General features: G+C 48.1%; 11 protein-coding genes. 5 read left to right on the top strand and 6 right to left on the bottom strand.

The window, feature by feature from the left end:
* Positions 1 to 86: 86 nt before the first annotated feature.
* Both ACYVGO_RS24895 and ACYVGO_RS24890 read right to left on the bottom strand, forming a co-directional pair.
* A complete protein-coding gene (locus ACYVGO_RS24895; RefSeq protein WP_460971597.1) occupies positions 87 to 1,694 on the bottom strand; it encodes a TolC family protein in 1,608 nt (535 codons plus the stop codon).
* A gap of 11 nt (positions 1,695 to 1,705) precedes the next feature.
* On the bottom strand, positions 1,706 to 2,965 hold the full coding sequence (locus ACYVGO_RS24890) for an efflux RND transporter periplasmic adaptor subunit (protein ID WP_460971596.1): 1,260 nt from the start codon (positions 2,963 to 2,965) through the stop codon (positions 1,706 to 1,708).
* 450 nt (positions 2,966 to 3,415) lie between these two features.
* Between ACYVGO_RS24890 and ACYVGO_RS24885 the strand changes: the two genes are divergently transcribed.
* Positions 3,416 to 5,704, top strand: coding sequence for a GH92 family glycosyl hydrolase (locus ACYVGO_RS24885; RefSeq protein ID WP_460971595.1), 2,289 nt, complete (start codon positions 3,416 to 3,418; stop codon positions 5,702 to 5,704).
* A 98-nt stretch (positions 5,705 to 5,802) separates the two neighbouring features.
* Here ACYVGO_RS24885 and ACYVGO_RS24880 read toward each other — a convergent pair whose 3' ends face one another.
* The 3 genes from ACYVGO_RS24880 to ACYVGO_RS24870 form a co-directional block, all read right to left on the bottom strand.
* Positions 5,803 to 6,882, bottom strand: coding sequence for a DUF4421 family protein (locus tag ACYVGO_RS24880; RefSeq protein ID WP_460971594.1), 1,080 nt, complete (start codon positions 6,880 to 6,882; stop codon positions 5,803 to 5,805).
* A gap of 183 nt (positions 6,883 to 7,065) precedes the next feature.
* Complete coding sequence (locus ACYVGO_RS24875) at positions 7,066 to 8,040, bottom strand: NADPH:quinone oxidoreductase family protein (protein WP_460971593.1); 975 nt, start codon at positions 8,038 to 8,040, stop codon at positions 7,066 to 7,068.
* A gap of 74 nt (positions 8,041 to 8,114) precedes the next feature.
* Positions 8,115 to 9,509, bottom strand: coding sequence for a hypothetical protein (locus ACYVGO_RS24870; protein WP_460971592.1), 1,395 nt, complete (start codon positions 9,507 to 9,509; stop codon positions 8,115 to 8,117).
* A gap of 136 nt (positions 9,510 to 9,645) precedes the next feature.
* Between ACYVGO_RS24870 and ACYVGO_RS24865 the strand changes: the two genes are divergently transcribed.
* From ACYVGO_RS24865 to ACYVGO_RS24850, 4 genes are all read left to right on the top strand, one after another.
* Positions 9,646 to 10,485, top strand: coding sequence for an alpha/beta fold hydrolase (locus ACYVGO_RS24865; RefSeq protein ID WP_460971591.1), 840 nt, complete (start codon positions 9,646 to 9,648; stop codon positions 10,483 to 10,485).
* 14 nt (positions 10,486 to 10,499) lie between these two features.
* Positions 10,500 to 11,147: a family 16 glycoside hydrolase gene (locus ACYVGO_RS24860; RefSeq protein WP_460971590.1), complete on the top strand. Its 648-nt coding sequence runs from the start codon at positions 10,500 to 10,502 to the stop codon at positions 11,145 to 11,147.
* Positions 11,148 to 11,315: 168 nt separating this feature from the next.
* The gene (locus ACYVGO_RS24855; RefSeq protein ID WP_460971589.1) at positions 11,316 to 12,413 is read left to right on the top strand and encodes a LamG domain-containing protein; all 1,098 of its coding nucleotides are present in this window, start codon (positions 11,316 to 11,318) and stop codon (positions 12,411 to 12,413) included.
* 685 nt (positions 12,414 to 13,098) lie between these two features.
* Positions 13,099 to 15,699, top strand: coding sequence for an SdrD B-like domain-containing protein (locus ACYVGO_RS24850; protein WP_460971588.1), 2,601 nt, complete (start codon positions 13,099 to 13,101; stop codon positions 15,697 to 15,699).
* Positions 15,700 to 15,859: 160 nt separating this feature from the next.
* On the opposite strand, the gene ACYVGO_RS24845 is transcribed toward ACYVGO_RS24850, so the two are convergent.
* Complete coding sequence (locus ACYVGO_RS24845; protein WP_460971587.1) at positions 15,860 to 16,555, bottom strand: LytR/AlgR family response regulator transcription factor; 696 nt, start codon at positions 16,553 to 16,555, stop codon at positions 15,860 to 15,862.
* Positions 16,556 to 16,559: the final 4 nt, after the last annotated feature.

The raw sequence follows: 16,559 nt of genomic DNA, 5'->3' as shown, positions 1-16,559 counted from the left end.
CAATGGATAATGAATAATGTAAAATGAACCGAACCGGCGACTTTGAATGAATAGTGTACAATGCATAATAGGTATCTGGTCATTATTCATTTTACATTATCCATTCCTGTAATCTTCTGGTTTGTTTCAAAATCATACAAGGTCAATAATCGAAGCGTGTAATACGCCTGCCAATAGTCGCGCAGGGCCAGGATGGCATCGCGACGGGCGCGGTCTTTTTCCTGCGTGGCAATCCCTAAGTCGGTCACGCTGAGGTCGCTTAGTTTGAAGCGATCCTGCGCAATCTGATAGCGATTCTGGCCAATCTGGTCGGCTTTGGCAGTGAGCGTCACTTGCTGGCGAAGCATTTGTAAGAGGGTCACCTGCGTAAAAATCTCCTGCTCGAAAGTGAGTTTATCCTGCTCGACGGTTTGCTGCGCCAGTTCCCGGTTTGCCTTTGCCGTTTCGACAATGGCCTGCGCGCGGCCCCAGGTCATAATGGGTAGCGTAAATTGAAGCGATACATATTCCCGGTTCTGCGGACGAACGTATACGTCAATGAGACTGGGGCCCTGATTCGACAAACCGTATCCCGCCGTTAATGTCGCGTTCAGACCATTGTTTTTGCGCGCTTTTTCTAGATCCCGTTCAGCCTCCAGCAGCCGACGTTTGAACGCAATGGCTGCCGCCCGATTGGCCGTGGCCTCGTTGATCGCCCGATTCACATCGACCGTCAGATCAGGAATCTGGTTGGGAATGGCCAATTCAAGAGGGCGCGTTTGGCTAATCACCGAACGACCGTTTGCTTCCGTTCGGTAGCCAATAAACGTCTTCAGTTTGAGCGAAGCAACGGCTGCCGTTTGTCGCGCCGATGCCAGGTCTTTCTCGGCATTGAGTACGCTCAGTTGCAGTTGTAACAAATCGTTCTGCGAAATTTTGCCAAGGTCTAGTTTGTGGAGCGCAATGTGATAAAGGGTATCATTATTGACACGGTTGGTTTCGGCAATTTGCAGATTTACCTGCGACACCAGCAGATCAAAATACAGGTTGGTCGCGTTCAGGGAAACCTGTTCGAGCGATTCGATCAGTTGCTGATTTCCCTCGGCAAATAACAGTGGCTGGATTTTCTTATCCCAGCGCATCTGGTTGAACTGGAACAGCGGTTGCGACAGGCCAATGCCAAACGGAATGCCATTATAAAGCGTGCTATTCTGAATGAAATTATCGAATCGCTGGAGTTGTTTCTGGACAAAAATCGTCCCGCCCGTTGGCGCAATTGTCTGACTCAGCGACAAATTCAGGATCGAATTATTATACGATACGGGTTCAAACCGAATGTTACCATCTGGCTGCGTCACCTGCACGTACGAGCGGGTAAAGTTTGGCAAAGACCCATCCAGACTGAGCTGCGGTTTAAACTGCGCCAGAAACGAGCGGTAAGCCCAGATATTCGTACGCTGTTGCGTGTTAGCCCGTTTCGCCGACACCGACTGTGCCTGCGCCAGTTGCAAAACCTCGTTCAGGGTCGTGACTTGTGTTTGTGCCGATAGTGGCTGGATTTCAAGTAATAAGCAGAAAATGAGTAGATAAAAACGGAATTCATCCCAGGCCTGTGTCCCCACAGGCCACTTTTGCGACAGCCACCCTTTACCATCCGGTGCGTGGGTCTGTGGGGACACAGACCTGGGAAATATGACTAAGTAAAAGCGGTTCATAGCAGTCTGGGTTAGTGTTTCGGCTCAATGGTGATTTCTTCCAGATGCTCGTATTGGCTCAGATCGGTCAGGATGATTTGTTCTCCCGGCTGAATTCCTGACTTTATTTCTACGAAATCAAAGTTGGATAGACCTAACGCGATCTCCCGACGGTGCGCTACCTGACTCCCTTTCGGTAACACATATACGTACTGGGTTCGCTTGCCCTTGAAGGCGGGACCGTTAGCTACCCGCACGGCCTTTGCCACCCGATCGGTGATGACGAACACCTCCACTTTCATATTCGGACGCAGGGACGCGTGGTGGCTATTATCCAGTTGAATCACAAACTGCACAATCCCATTTTTAACGGCGGGTTTCACCTGCGTAATGAGCCCCCGCAGATTGGTTTCATTTACTTTAACCGTAACCATTAGCCCTACTTTAACCTGATCGGCATACACATCAGAACACGACCCTTCGACCCGAAAACTCGCCAGATCGGCCAGTTTGGCCAGCATTTCGCCTTCGTTGACGGCCGACCCGATGTTTTCATTCACCCAGGTCAGCACACCCGGCCGGTCGGCAATGATGTCGGCCTGTTTTAGTTTGTGGGTCAGCTCTTTCAGGTTCTTTTCTTCAATCTGGGCCTGCAAAGTGGTTTCGCGCAGGCTGGCGCTCATCGACTCCCGATTGTAGGTGAGGTCGTTCTCTAACTGCTTTTTTTCCAGTTCGGCCACGCGAAGGGCGTTTTCGGCGCGGGTCACATCTTCGCCGGTGCTCCCGCCTACTTTCTGCAATCGTTTGGTCCCTTCCAGATCAGCCCGTAGCCGATTGATATTGAGCAGCTTTATCTGATCATTCACTTCGGCATCGTACAGGCTTTTATTCAACTTCATGCGCAACTGATCGATGCCGTTCCGTTTCAGCGCCAGCTGGTCATTGAGTTTTTCCAATTCAATTTCGGTGAGCGACTTATCAAGATCCATAATAGGCTGACCCGCTTTTACCGACGTACCCGGTGTCAGTAATATCCGACGGATACTGGCCCGAATGGGACTGGTATAGATCTGCTCGTAAGCGGGAATGACTTCACCCGTGGCATTCAGGGAATTTTCGACTGGTCCGATTTCTGCCGTTGCCAAGCGTATTCGATCGGCCTCGACAGATGTTTTGAGCGCATTCCGTGTCCAGAGAATGACCAGTGCCAATACAACAACAGCCGTCACCCCAATAAGCAGGTTCCGATTGCGGCCACGGTTGGCGATCTCTGGGGCAAGTTCTTTATCCATTTTCTGTGTTGTATTGCACTGATAGAAAGCCAAACAACGTGCCAGGAGGCAATCTACTAGAAGTCAATCAGTTGACAGAGATTAGCTTAAATAAAATGTGCGATTTCGCACATTTTATTGCGATTTCGCACGCGTGTTTTTGTCATCCCGAAGAATGAGGGATCTCAAGTTTCCTGACGCTTGAGATCCCTCATTCCCGACGCTCTCGCTTGGCTTCGCCGAGTGAGGATTATTTTTTGACGGCCTCTGGCCGGTGAATTATGTCAAAAACGGGCCAGAGGCCCTTGAAACGATAGTCCTCACTCGGCGAAGCCAAGCGAGAACGGTGCGTCAGGTGTAAGCACCTGGCATCACAATCACCATAAATCTTCTCCCCTACAAAAGGCAGTTCCAAAAGCTTTTCGTACCTTTTTACCCCATTACCATAGCCAATGGATTTCCCGTCAAAAAATGATGAAAATTACCTTTACAATCCTCTTCCAATTCCTTTTTCTCCTCTCTTACGCTCAACAGAATCTTGTCCCTTACGTCCACCCGCTGATAGGCACCGAAAAAATGGGACATACCTTTCCGGGTGCTACGGTGCCGTTTGGCTCGGTTCAGCTAAGCCCCGACTCAGACACGTTATCGTACGAATTCAATGGCAAATACAATGGCGATGTTTATCGATACTGTGCGGGTTATAAATACGAAGACAAAACGATTGTCGGATTTAGTCATACACACTTTAGCGGAACGGGGCACTCGGATCTGGGCGATTTTCTGATCATGCCCACGCAGGGGGCTTTACAACTCAATCCGGGCGTGGCGTCGAATCCCAAGGGTGGCTATCGGTCGGCGTTTTCGCACGCGAATGAGGTGGCCGAAGCGGGGTATTACAAAGTCGAACTTGACGATGATGCCATTACCGCCGAGCTGACGGCTTCCAGTCGGGTTGGCTTTCACCAGTACACGTTTCCAAAGTCGGATCAGTCGCACATTATTCTGGACTTGACGCACGGTATTTACAATTACGAGGATAAAGTGGTCTGGACGTACGTGCGGGTGGTCAATGACACACTGATAACGGGTTATCGGCAAACCAACGGCTGGGCCCGCACCCGAACGGTGTATTTTGCCCTGTCATTCTCGAAGCCGTTTAAATCATACGGACAGCAAAACCTGGATAAACCGCAGGTGTATAAGGGATTCTGGCGGAAGTTCGATCAGACCAAAAACTTCCCGGAACTAGCGGGCAAGAAGATTCGGATGTATTTCGACTTCGATACGAACGAGGGCGAGAAAGTTAAACTAAAAATGGCCTTATCGCCGGTTAGTCAGGAAAATGCGCTGGCCAACATACAAACCGAAATCCCACACTGGAACTTCGAGCAAACCAAAGCACGAGCCCAGGCCGACTGGAATAAGGAGTTGAACAAAATCCAGATCGACGCATCGGAAACCGACAAAGTAAACTTCTATACGTCGCTCTATCACTCGTTTATCAACCCAACCACCTACATGGATGCGAATGGGCAATATAAAGGGTTGGATCAGGGCGTGCATCAGGCGGGTGGGTTTACGAATTATACGACGTTTTCACTGTGGGATACCTATCGGGCGCTGCATCCATTCTTGAATCTTACGCAACCCGCTCGCTCTAACGATATGGTGCAGTCTATGATGGCCCATTACGACCAAAGCGCACTCAAAATGCTGCCCATCTGGTCGCATTACGCCAATGACAACTGGTGTATGAGTGGGTATCACAGCGTATCGGTGCTGGCCGATGCCATTATCAAGGGTGTGTATAAAGGCGATGCTCAGAAAGCGCTGGACGCCTGCATAGCCACCTCCAACCACCGAGACTATGAAGGCATTGGGGAGTACATCGATAAGGGCTTTATTCCCGACAATACAAATAGAACCTCCGTCTCGAACACGCTTGAGTATGCGTATGACGATTGGTGCATTGCCCAACTGGCGAAGAAATTGAATCGGCCCGACGTGTATGCCACCTATCTCAAACGCTCCGAAAACTGGAAGAACGTCTACGATACGTCCATTGGGTTTATGCGCCCCCGCCTGGCCGATGGTTCGTTCAAAAAAGAATTTGACGTATTGAAAACGGATGGGCAAGGTTTTATTGAGGGCAATTCCTGGAACTTCAGCTTTTTTGTACCACAAAATCCAGCAGCCCTGATGCAAGTAATGGGTGGGCCAAAAAAGTTTGCCACCCGGCTCGACTCGCTCTTTTCGATGCATTTGCCGGACGAGTTTTTTGCCGAAACGGAAGACATCACCCGCGAAGGAATCATTGGTGGGTACATTCACGGCAACGAACCAGCGCACCACATTGCCTACCTGTACAACTGGGCGGGACAGTCCTGGAAAACGCAGGAACGCGTTCGGATGATCCTCAACATGCAATACAAATCCGCCCCCGACGGCTTGGGCGGCAATGACGATTGTGGCCAGATGAGCGCCTGGTACATGTTCTCGTCGATGGGCTTTTACCCGGTAGCGCCCGGCTCCGAAGAGTACTCATTGGGAAGTCCTTCGGTCAAAAATGCCCGGTTGAACCTGGAAAATGGCCAGACGTTTACCATTGAAGCCATTAATCAGGGCGATAAAAATGTGTACGTGCAAAAGGTGCTGTTGAATGGCAGGGAGTTGTCGAAACCCATCCTTACACATTCGGATATTTTGAAAGGCGGGAAACTAACGTTTTACATGAGCGCGAAACCAACGAAAAAATAGATGGTCATTCATTGTCATTAGGTTGTCATTAATAGTCATTCATTGTGGATAATCTATCAATGACAACCTAATGACCATCAATGACAATGAATGATAACTTACAAACCAGGAACCTGCTTTATGATCCCTTTCGGTCGATAGCGGATTCGCTTACCGAACACCAGTCGAAGATAACTCGTGTTTGTGTTGATCAAGCCATTCGAAAAGGTCCGGTTCATCAGCGTGGTTGATCCATACAATCCGCCATAAAAGATACTCGAACTATAGCCAATCGTTGCCGATGCAATGCCCTCCCAGCCCGGCTGTATATGCGTTTCGGAACCCGATGTTTCTCCACTGCTTTGTTGTAGCATAATCGTAAGCCCCGGCCGTACGGTGAAACTGACAAAATAGTGTTTGCGATAAACAAACGTCTGGCTATACCCCAGATCGATACCCACGGCCACCGATTTAAGATTCAGCAGATTCGACTCGGGCCGAAAATCAGCCTGTAACGCAGTGGGTACCAGGGACGAATCGGCCCGTATGAGCTGATAGGTTATCGAAGCCCCAACATTCCAGGAACTTGCGCCTTTGCGTTGCTCTTCCCGCTGAAGCAATGTGGCTGGTGTCGAGAGCTGGAGCGGATTGAACTGGTACAGCAACCGGCTCGACACCGTCTGGCTCCGAAGATCGTTGCGGTACGGATAAGCCGTATTATGATCGAACCAGTTCGCCTGAAGAATATCGGGATTGCTCAAATAAAAGCCCCGATAAAACTGGTATTGCGTTGATAACCAGAACCGGCGGTTGTTTAAATTGATAGTCACTCCAAACGGTTTGGTCTTTCCCCGGAGGTCGTTGTTGTAGCCAAAGAATGGCAGTTTAACCGTTATTTCCGTTCCGAACCATTTGTAGTTGACCCCCAGACCCAGCGACCAGGCCAGATTGGGCCTGTAAACCAATGTATTCGGCGAACCAACCACTCGTAGGGTATAATCCTGACGGTCGCTGACGGCATATAAATGTAACTGTCGATAATAGGTCGTTATGTAGGCTTTGTCGACCCGTGGTATCTTGGTTTTCAGCAACGTATCCAGCGGAATACCCAACAAACTAAGGCCCTGTCCAAAACTGCCAATGTGGCTACCCATCAGCAGGATAAGCAGCAACCATCGCCCCAAAATAACCTTACCCATGCGTAAACAGGACATCTAATCTCCTCTATAGAACGCAGATTCTTATGATTATTAAGATTAGTTATGATTTTTCCGGATAAATGGCCAAATGAATATTCCGTTATTCAGGGATTAAATCATAAATAAATCATAAGGATCATAAAGATCTGCGTTCTATTGAACAGGTGAAGGCAGAGAATGTTTCTACAACACCACGACCGCTTTACCAATCACCTTCCGCTCCATCATATCGGTAAGCGCCTGTGGGGCTTCGGCCAACGTATAGTGTTTAGAAATGTGCGGTGAGATTTTACCTTCCATGGCCCAACCCGCAATTTCCTGCATGTTTTTCATGCTCAGGGCCGCTTCTTTTTGGGTGAACATGCCCCAGAAAACGCCCACCAGCGAACTACCTTTTAACAGCGCCAGATTCAGCGGAATCTTCGGAATTTCGCCCCCCGCAAACCCGACGACCAGATACCGACCTTTCCAGGCCAGCGACCGGATGGCCGGTTCCGCCCATTTGTCGCCCACGGGGTCGTAAATCACATCGACGCCTTTTCCCTGCGTGATGTCTTTGATCCGTTCGCGCAGGTCTTCGGTAGTGTAATTGATCATGTAGGTCGCCCCTTTCTCGTTGCAGACCGCTAGTTTTTCGTCGGACGATGCGGCTGCGATGACCGTGGCTCCCATCAGATCACCTAATTCTACGGCGGCTAAACCGACACCGCCAGCCGCTCCCAACACCAGCAATGTTTCGCCGGGTTGCAGTTGCGCGCGATCTTTCAGGGCGTGATAGGAGGTGCCATACGCATACATGGTCGACGCACCTGTTACAAAATCCATCCCAGCAGGCAGGGGAATCGTGGTTCGGGCATCCGAAATGCGTTCTTCGGCCAGTCCGCCATGCGAACCGAACGTGAATACGTGATCGCCCGGTTTGACGTGCTTTACACCCTCGCCCACCGATTTCACGATGCCCGACGATTCACTCCCCGGCGAAAACGGCAGCGGGGGTTTAAACTGATACATATTCCGGATCGTGAGCGTATCCGGAAAATTCAGGCTGCAGGCTTTCGTCTGAATCAACACCTCACCGGGGCCGGGCGTTGGTGCAGGAACATCTTCAAGCGTAAGCGTGTCGGGCAGCCCGTAGGCGCGGCAAAGAATTGCTTTCATATAGCTATTTTCTTTAAACACAGAGAAACAGAGAATTACACAGAGAACAAAGAGAAATTAAAAAGTCAAATTAGCTAGTTAAAACTCCGTTTACTCTGTGTAATCCTCTGTGCCGCAACGGCGGACCGCTCTGTGTTTAAACCTTCTGGTGAATCAAAATTATCTTCAAACGCAATCGTTCCATCCGGCCGTTTAAAGCGAACGAAATCGACTGAACCGGTGCCTTCAAACTCGTAGCTGACACCCACAATATCCGTAAACGCATTGGGCGCGATGGCTTCATACGCTTTTTTGCCAGCCACAAAGAGTTGCACCCGCTTGTTCCGAACCTCACAACGAACGTCGACCCACTTTGACAAATCAGCCCCAAAATTGGATAAATCTTTCGTCTTTGCTTCTGCTTGGTGGCCCGCCAGGTACAAATCCAGATTGCCAATACAGCCTTTTGCCGACAATGGAATCGAGAAGTATTGGTTCTTACAGAGAACCATTATCCGAATATACTGGCAAGCCGAGGAGCCTTTTTCAAAGTCATTTCTCACCCGCGTCTCGAATACAAAATTTTTAGCATTAAGCCGGTCAAACTCCCGCACATACCGATAAAGTACTGTTGGAGGCTGAGGTTGTACTGGAATATTGCGTTTCTTAATATCCTCAACCGACAACCCCAGAACTCCTTTTCGAATCACGTCATCGGGTTTGAAATAGATCGGAACAGGTGTCCACAAAACGGCCACGTGCCAGCCATCCGATGGAATCAACAGGTTGTGTTGCTTCACAATCTGCTTACCGATCACCAGCTTAGCCCGATAGTAGCCGGGCGAATAATAAATTGACGTGTATTCGTGGCCGTTTTTAGGTACCAGATCGCGTCGACGCGGGTCCCATGATTGTTGAATAAACACCGAATCGGTGGGCGAGGCTTTAGCGTCGTAGTGAAAAACGACGGAGTTCGGAAGACCCTTCGTAACGGGTTGGCTACTGAATGAGAAGTCGCCTGGAGAGAGCGGCTTTGGCGTAGTCTCTTTCAGGGAAAACACCAGAATCCCAACAAAGCAGATGAGCAGTCCGGCCCCAATCCACCAGAATCTCTTGCCCGAAGGTCGAACTGATCGAACGGGTTCCGGCGCAGAAATAGGCGCCTTTTCAACCTGTTGGATTTGGGAACGTAAGTCTATCTCAGGCTCACGGTTCTGCGGTTTATCTTTAAAATGCGACCAGTTTTCATACCCCGCAAACTGTACCAGCGCATTGAGCGTGGTGGCTGTGGGTGCCGACTCATAGCGCACCCGCCCCCACACCCGCTTGAGTGTTGTTACGCTCAGCGAAATGCCCGTCTGTTCGGCAATCTGTTCGCTAAGCCGTTCGAAATCCTGGGTAGACCAACCGTCGCTTCTGCCCCACCCCATTTTCTCCTCGATCAACCGACGGCAGCGGGCGAGTTCTCTGTCTTCCTGTTGAGTAATCATAAACCTAGCTGTCAGTCAGTTAGATACTTGTATAAACTTGAATAGAAGTTGAACAGGGTTGAATAGTCCTCGTACGCTGGGTTTCGCAAGTTTGTTTTCGTTCACGATGAGTTAACCAAATGTACTGAAACAAACGATGAAAAACCGGCCGACAGCCTTTGCATTTCTATTGCTTCTACTTGCCCATCTGGTCAATGCCCAGACCACTATTCCCTATGGCAACAATCCGCAGGCTGGCCACTACTACAACGTGGGTGATGCCAAAATCTACTATGAAATCTATGGAAAAGGCAAACCCATTGTGCTCCTGCATGGGGGTTTGTTCGGGTATATCGACGAGTACGAATTTCTGATTCCTAAACTGGCCCAAACACATCAGGTCATTGCCCTTGGCACCCGAGGACATGGCAAATCGGAGATTGGCACTAAATCGTTTTCGTATCAGCAACTGGCCGACGATGCCTATGCCGTCATCAGGAGCATAACCAAAGACAGCGTACTGGTCATCGGCTTTAGCGATGGCGGCATCACAGGCTATAACCTAACGGCCACACATCCCGAACTGGTTCGTAAACTCGTGGCTATCGGTTCTCCCCGGCGACCAACGGATCGGGTTTTGAGTAACGAGGAAGAGGGCAAAATGACCGCCGAACGGTTGGATAAACTAGCGCCCGATTTCGTAAAAGCCCGAAAAGCAATGATGCCTGAGCCGAATCGATGGAACGAATTTCTGGATAAACTCGACCCGCTGTGGAATCAGCCCACCTTCATTTCCAACGAAGCCCTTCACCAGGTCAACTGCCCCGTTCTGGTCATGGCCGGGGACAAAGATCCGTATTTCAAGACCGAAAAAGTCGTAGAAACAGCCCGTTTGTTTCAGCACGGCACCCTGGCTATTATTCCAGGTTGCGGCCATGTGGTACTCTATTGCAACTTCCCTGCGGTTTGGGAAGCTATCGTTCCTTTTATCAAATAAACCCTATTTTATTCATGAAAACCCTCCTATTGACCTCGCTTGTTGGATTAATTGCCCTGAAGGCAACAGCCCAGAATCAACCCGAGAATTTTGGCGATTTCTCAACCAAACAATGGACGTTCAGCAGCAAGTACACCAAGGCTACTTACTTAGGCAAGCCCGCACTCAAACTTATCCGCGAGAAAGAAACGGCTACGGGAGCCAGCATTGCTTATCTAAACGACTATTCCTTTTCGGATGGGAGCATTGAACTAGATATCGCGACACCCTTTCCCAAATCGACGATCTCGTTTCTGGGTGTGCTTTTCCGTTTTAACCAGGTCGGCAGTGAACCGCGTTACGAGTGCTTTTATTTCCGGCCGTTCATGTCGGGGCAGTCTGGGGCGATGCAATACATGCCGATCAACAACGGCCTCGTCAACTGGCTCGACTACCAGGCCGCTGTTTATCAGGGTGCTCCGGTTTGTAAAACGCAGCAATGGTTCCACGTCAAAGTCGATGTAAAAGGGCCAATGGCAACCGTTTTCGTAGATAGCAAACAAGTGTACCAGATCAAAAATCTGGCCCGTGGTAGTTCAAAAGGATCGGTGGGTCTTTGGTTGGGCAACACGCCCGAAGGCTATTTTGCCAATTTTAAGGTAACCCGAGCTTTACCAAAATAGATTCTAGTGCTCCTATTGATTCTGATTGATCCTATTGCTGCTAGTAGGATAATAACCTGACAAGGATCTGCCAGAATCAAAATTGGACGAGTTCTAGTCCAGCGATGGCAGGGAGTACATCAAAGAACTACTAAACGCCAACCCAACCAGCATCAATTGATATTCATCATGAAAGCCTTATTATTTTTTTTGTTGATAATTACTAATAGTCAACTAGTTGCTCAAACCATCGTCCCATTCGATTCGTCAGCCTGGACGTATGCCGGTAAGGTTACGAAAGAGACTTTTCAGGGCAAAGACGGCATTTTGCTAACCAACGGGCGGATTACATTGAAAGACAATACCTTTAAAAATGGCATCATCGAATTTGACATGACCCTATCACCGGATCGCGACTTTCCTGGATTTGGGTTTCGCCTTCAGGACAACGACAATTTTGAGCACATTTATCTGCGGCCCCATCGGGTAGGCAATCCCGATGCCATTCAATATATGCCCGTTTACAATGGGCAGGATTCCTGGCAGTTCTACTATGGCGATGGTTATTCAACAACCGTGAATTACCCCATGAATGAGTGGGTACATATTAAACTGGTTGTTCGGGATACGCAAGCCGAAGTGTATATTGGCAATTCCATTGAACCCGCTCTGGTGATCCATCAGCTAAAACGCGAGCCCAAACCTGGCCGAATCAGCCTGGAAAACGGGGCACCAATAACCACGCGTTTCGCTAATTTTCAATATACCAAAACGGACAATCCACCCATGGCGGGTAAGTTCAAGCCCGAAGCAGCTCCTCAACCAGGTACGCTATTGACCTGGCAAGTCTCCAATACCTTCGACGAAAAGCTACTGCAAACCGACTATACGATCCCACAGTCAGTAGCTAACCAATTAACATGGAGCAACTTAACGGCCGAAAACTCGGGCCAACTCAATGTTTCCAAAATTCGCAAACGCAGTGACGACGCCAATACGGTCTTTACAAAATTGACGATCATGTCCGATAAACCGCAGATCAGGAAGCTAGATCTCGGCTTCAGTGACCGCGTCAAAGTCTACCTCAATGGCCGTTTGCTGTATGCTGGTCACGATGAATTCCTGTCGCGGGATTATCGCTTTCTGGGCACGGTGGGCTATTATGATGCGGTTTATCTCGATCTGAAGAAAGGGCAAAACGAGCTCTGGATTGCGGTTTCGGAAAACTTTGGTGGGTGGGGAATTCAGAGCAGGATTGTTGATCAACGGGGCCTTATTGTCAAGTGACAAATGGTGAATAGTATAGTTAATTGAGCCAAATGACACTATAATATCACTTTTGTATATTTAAAGAGGATCATTATACCTATAATCATATATATTTACTCCAGGTAACTTTGTTTTCCTACTCTACTTATGGTGTAGATAAATTTTAAAGCGGATTGGCGATGCTAATCCGCTTTTTTAGTTAAGGCCCAACTAGGCTGATGAAGCCATTTACGTTCACGATTACTTGTGAACATCGACTAAATTAGTTCGAACGTGATTAGCCAATCCGAAAGCGTTGCTGATTGCTCAACTTCCACTAATAGGTAAAATCACCAACTCTATTCTGGTAGTCATTACCGGTGGCAATTATACCACCCTATGGTATTGTCTACAGTAAGACACCTCCTTTATTCCCCAATGACTTTCCCCCCTCACCCGTAGCGGCCAAATCAGCTCTTAACGTGTATTTTTTTCAAAACACACAAAGACAATCTCTTGGCACCATAATTGTACACGTAAATAAAGAATGTGTTTATTCTAAAATAAACCAAATGTTAATAGAATGAAACAAACTTGTACACTTATAGTCTTTTTTGCCATTTTCGTGTGTATTAATATAACACATGCACAAATAAAAGGGGCAGTTTTTCGAGACTTTGATCTTAATGGTATTCGTTCAGATACATTACCAGTTGAAGTAGGTATGGCTGGAGTACCTGTATGGGCCTTTGTAGGCATGAATAAAATTCCTGTTCAGGCAATCACTGATGCTAAAGGGAATTATTCATTTACGAGTACCGATGTGCCTGCTGGTCAATCGGTACGAATCGAATTTGATCAGTTCCCCCCTGGCTATTATAGCAGCCCTTACAGTTCCAGGAGTGGCACCAGCGTGCAGTTTGTTAAAAGCCCCGCAGAACAGGTAAACTTGGGTATTAACTACCCTGCCGATTACTGCCAGCCAAGCGGAGTTCGGCTGGTAATACCTTGCTATGTCAATGGGAATACCCAGTTGATAACCGATGCAACTGGTAATCCGGTACCTGATGAAAAGCAGACTGCTGAGAGTGATGCCCTGGTCAGTATTGCTTACGAAGCTACTGGTCAGCCAGACAACTTTCCGCCCAATCATCTGGCAACGGCAGGCCAGGTAGGTGCTATCTGGGCAATTGCTTATCAACGACGAACCAAAAAAGTATTCAGTGCAGCTGTAATCAAGCGTCATATGAGTTTTGGGCCGCTAGGCTCTGGAGGTATCTATATGACTGATATGCCAAGCCAGACAACAACTAATTTTCTTGATGTCAAAACACTCGGAATTGATACCGGGGGCGACCCCCACAGCGGATTGTTTGGCGATAAAACCCAGGCAAGTACCGATCCGGGTTCAATGACAGCTATGGGGCGGGTTAGTATTGGCGGTATGGATATATCGGAAGATGATAAGACCTTGTATTTCGTTAATCTGAACGATCGAAAAATTTACAGTTTGTTCATTGATACACCCGCGGTAGCACCCACCTCCTTAACCTCTGTCCATTCGTGGTCAATTCCTGATCCAGGTTGTTCCAATGGTGATTTTCGTCCCTGGGCACTTAAAGTCTATCATGGCAAGATCTATGTTGGGGTGATTTGTTCAGCCGAAACCTCACAACAGCAGAGCGATTTAAAAGCAACTATATACCGCTTCGATCCAACAACTACTACGCCCGTATTTGACGAAGTGCTCTCCTTCCCACTCAATTTTAAGCGAGGCCCTGTTGATATAACAACGGATGCTGCTCATCCAGAAACTAGTTGCGCCAAGTATGACCACTGGTTACCCTGGAGCGATAGCTGGCCAACTCCTTGTGGGCAAGGCAATAATCCCACCTTTGTGATGTACCCCCAGCCCATTGTTTCAGACCTTGAATTTGACGCTGATGGATCGATGCTGATCGGCTTCCTTGATCGTTTCGGCCATTTATCGGGTGTAGCTAATCATTCTCCTCAGGGTAACGGGGCGTTCGATGGCTTTACCGGGGGCGATCTATTGCGTGCTGCCAACAATAATGGTGTTTTTGAGCTGGAGAAAAACGGGAAATCGGGAAATTTAACCGGTAGTGGTGTAGGAAATGGCGAAGGCCCGATTGATGCGACGAACACCGGGGGTGAGTTTTTTGGAAAGGATAACTGGTTTTTTATTAATCATTATGCTCATTCAGAAGTAACCAATGGCGCATTATCCCTGATCCCAGGTTATAATGAGGTTGTTACATCGGCTTTTGATCCAGTTACTGATATCTACCAGTCAGGTGGGGTAAAAGTATTTAACACAAAAAATGGGTCTTCAAATCGAAATTATGTCTTATATACACTGACACCTGGTTCATTCGGAAAAGCGTCCGGTTTGGGAGATGTCAAAGCTTTATGTGACCCGGCTGGCATTGAAATTGGAAACCGGCTTTGGTTTGACGATAACCGCAACGGGATACAAGACACCTATGAAACTGGTATTGACGGTATTGTACTAACGCTTCATGATATGGAAAATGGAGGTGCAGTGGTTGCCACCCAGACTACCCATGATGGAGGGCAATATTATTTTAATAATACTACCGTTCCGAGTGGCTTGAAATATGGACATAAGTACGAGATTCGAATGGCGACAACCCAATTATCAACGCTGGATATTTCCCTGGCTGGAACTAAACCGCTAACCCCATCTGGAGGCCGGAAAGCGGCTAATGCAGCCGGAGCCAGAAAGGGCGCAACTGATCGTCAACCTTACTATGCTCTTTCACCGAATAATCAGACAGGTTTTACCAATCCAGACCAGCGCGACTCAGATGCTCAGCTGGTTAACGAATATGCTGTAATTAGCCTAACGACCAAGGATGCTGGACAAAACGATTTCTCGAACGACCTGTCTATTTATTCCTGCCCATCCATAAGCAGCGAAAAAGATACTATTTCGCTTTGCCGAACCCTAGCACCCGACTCAATCGCAGCATTTGGTACTCATTTCAGCCAGATCGATTCAGTTAGGTTTGTGCAGTTTAGTAGTCCTCAGTCAGGTACAGCTATGTACGGCAGTGGTGGGATTGTGTTAGGCACTGTAAAGCCTGATAGCACTACAAATCGGGCGGTACTCTACCATCCAGTACTTACAGCTGGTGCGACTTCGTCTGGCGTTTCCTATCAATATATTTATGCAACTATCTATCCCATACCAGAGAATCCCGATTGCCGTCAGTCGGCGGTAACAACACTTAAGATTGCGCCGACTGATTGCTTTCCTATAAGCATTAAACAACTAAAGTAGATCAGCTAAACTTCATATTCATCAAAAGTCCCCTGAGCCTAGTCATAGTTCAGGGGACTTTTTCAGGTAATACAATCGTTTAACCCTACGTAAAATAGCTCGCTCTACACCTCCGTGTTTATAGTTCTTGACTTCCCCGTTTAGTTGTTTTTGCCTAAACCTATTTATCAATCAATCGAGCCCGTATGGTAATCAACGCATCTTCGTACGAAGCACCAATCGGTATCGGTTGGCCCGCCACCGTTAGTTCCTGTCGGGCCATTTTCTCAATTTTATCAAGCGCAATACAGAATGAACGGTGTATCCGAATAAACTGATCGGAGGGTAAGAGTTGCATCAAATCGGCCATTGTCTGACGACTCAGTAATTTTCGGTTTTTGAGTACATAGATCAGGTAGTTGCCTTCTGCTTCGATATACAGAATATCATCCAGCAATACTTTTTCCGTTTCGTAGCCTGTCTTGACAAAGAGGTAGGCCTGTTCCTTATCCGAACGCAGCGTATGCATGTCGAGCGCTTTCGTACAGGCTTTCAGAAAGCGGACTAACGAAAATGGTTTCAGCAAATAATCGACCGCATCCAGCTCAAATCCCTGTACGGCAAAATCCGAATAGGCAGTGGTAAAAACAACCATCGGAACTTTAGGCAGACATTTCACAACCTCCATACCAGAAATATCGGGCATTTTGATATCCAGAAAGAGTAAATCCACCCGATTGATTTGCAGCCAGGCAATAGCTTCAAAGGCGTCGGTAAAACACGCTTTAAGGTCCAGAAACGCGACTTTTGCCGCATGAAGTTTTATTACTTCCAACGCCTGGGGTTCATCATCAATGGCAACAGCGGTAAGAGTCATGGCT

Source organism: Spirosoma migulaei (assembly GCF_054776855.1).
The sequence above is the reverse complement of the archived record's forward strand: the minus strand, read 5'-3'. Positions and strand labels throughout refer to the sequence as shown.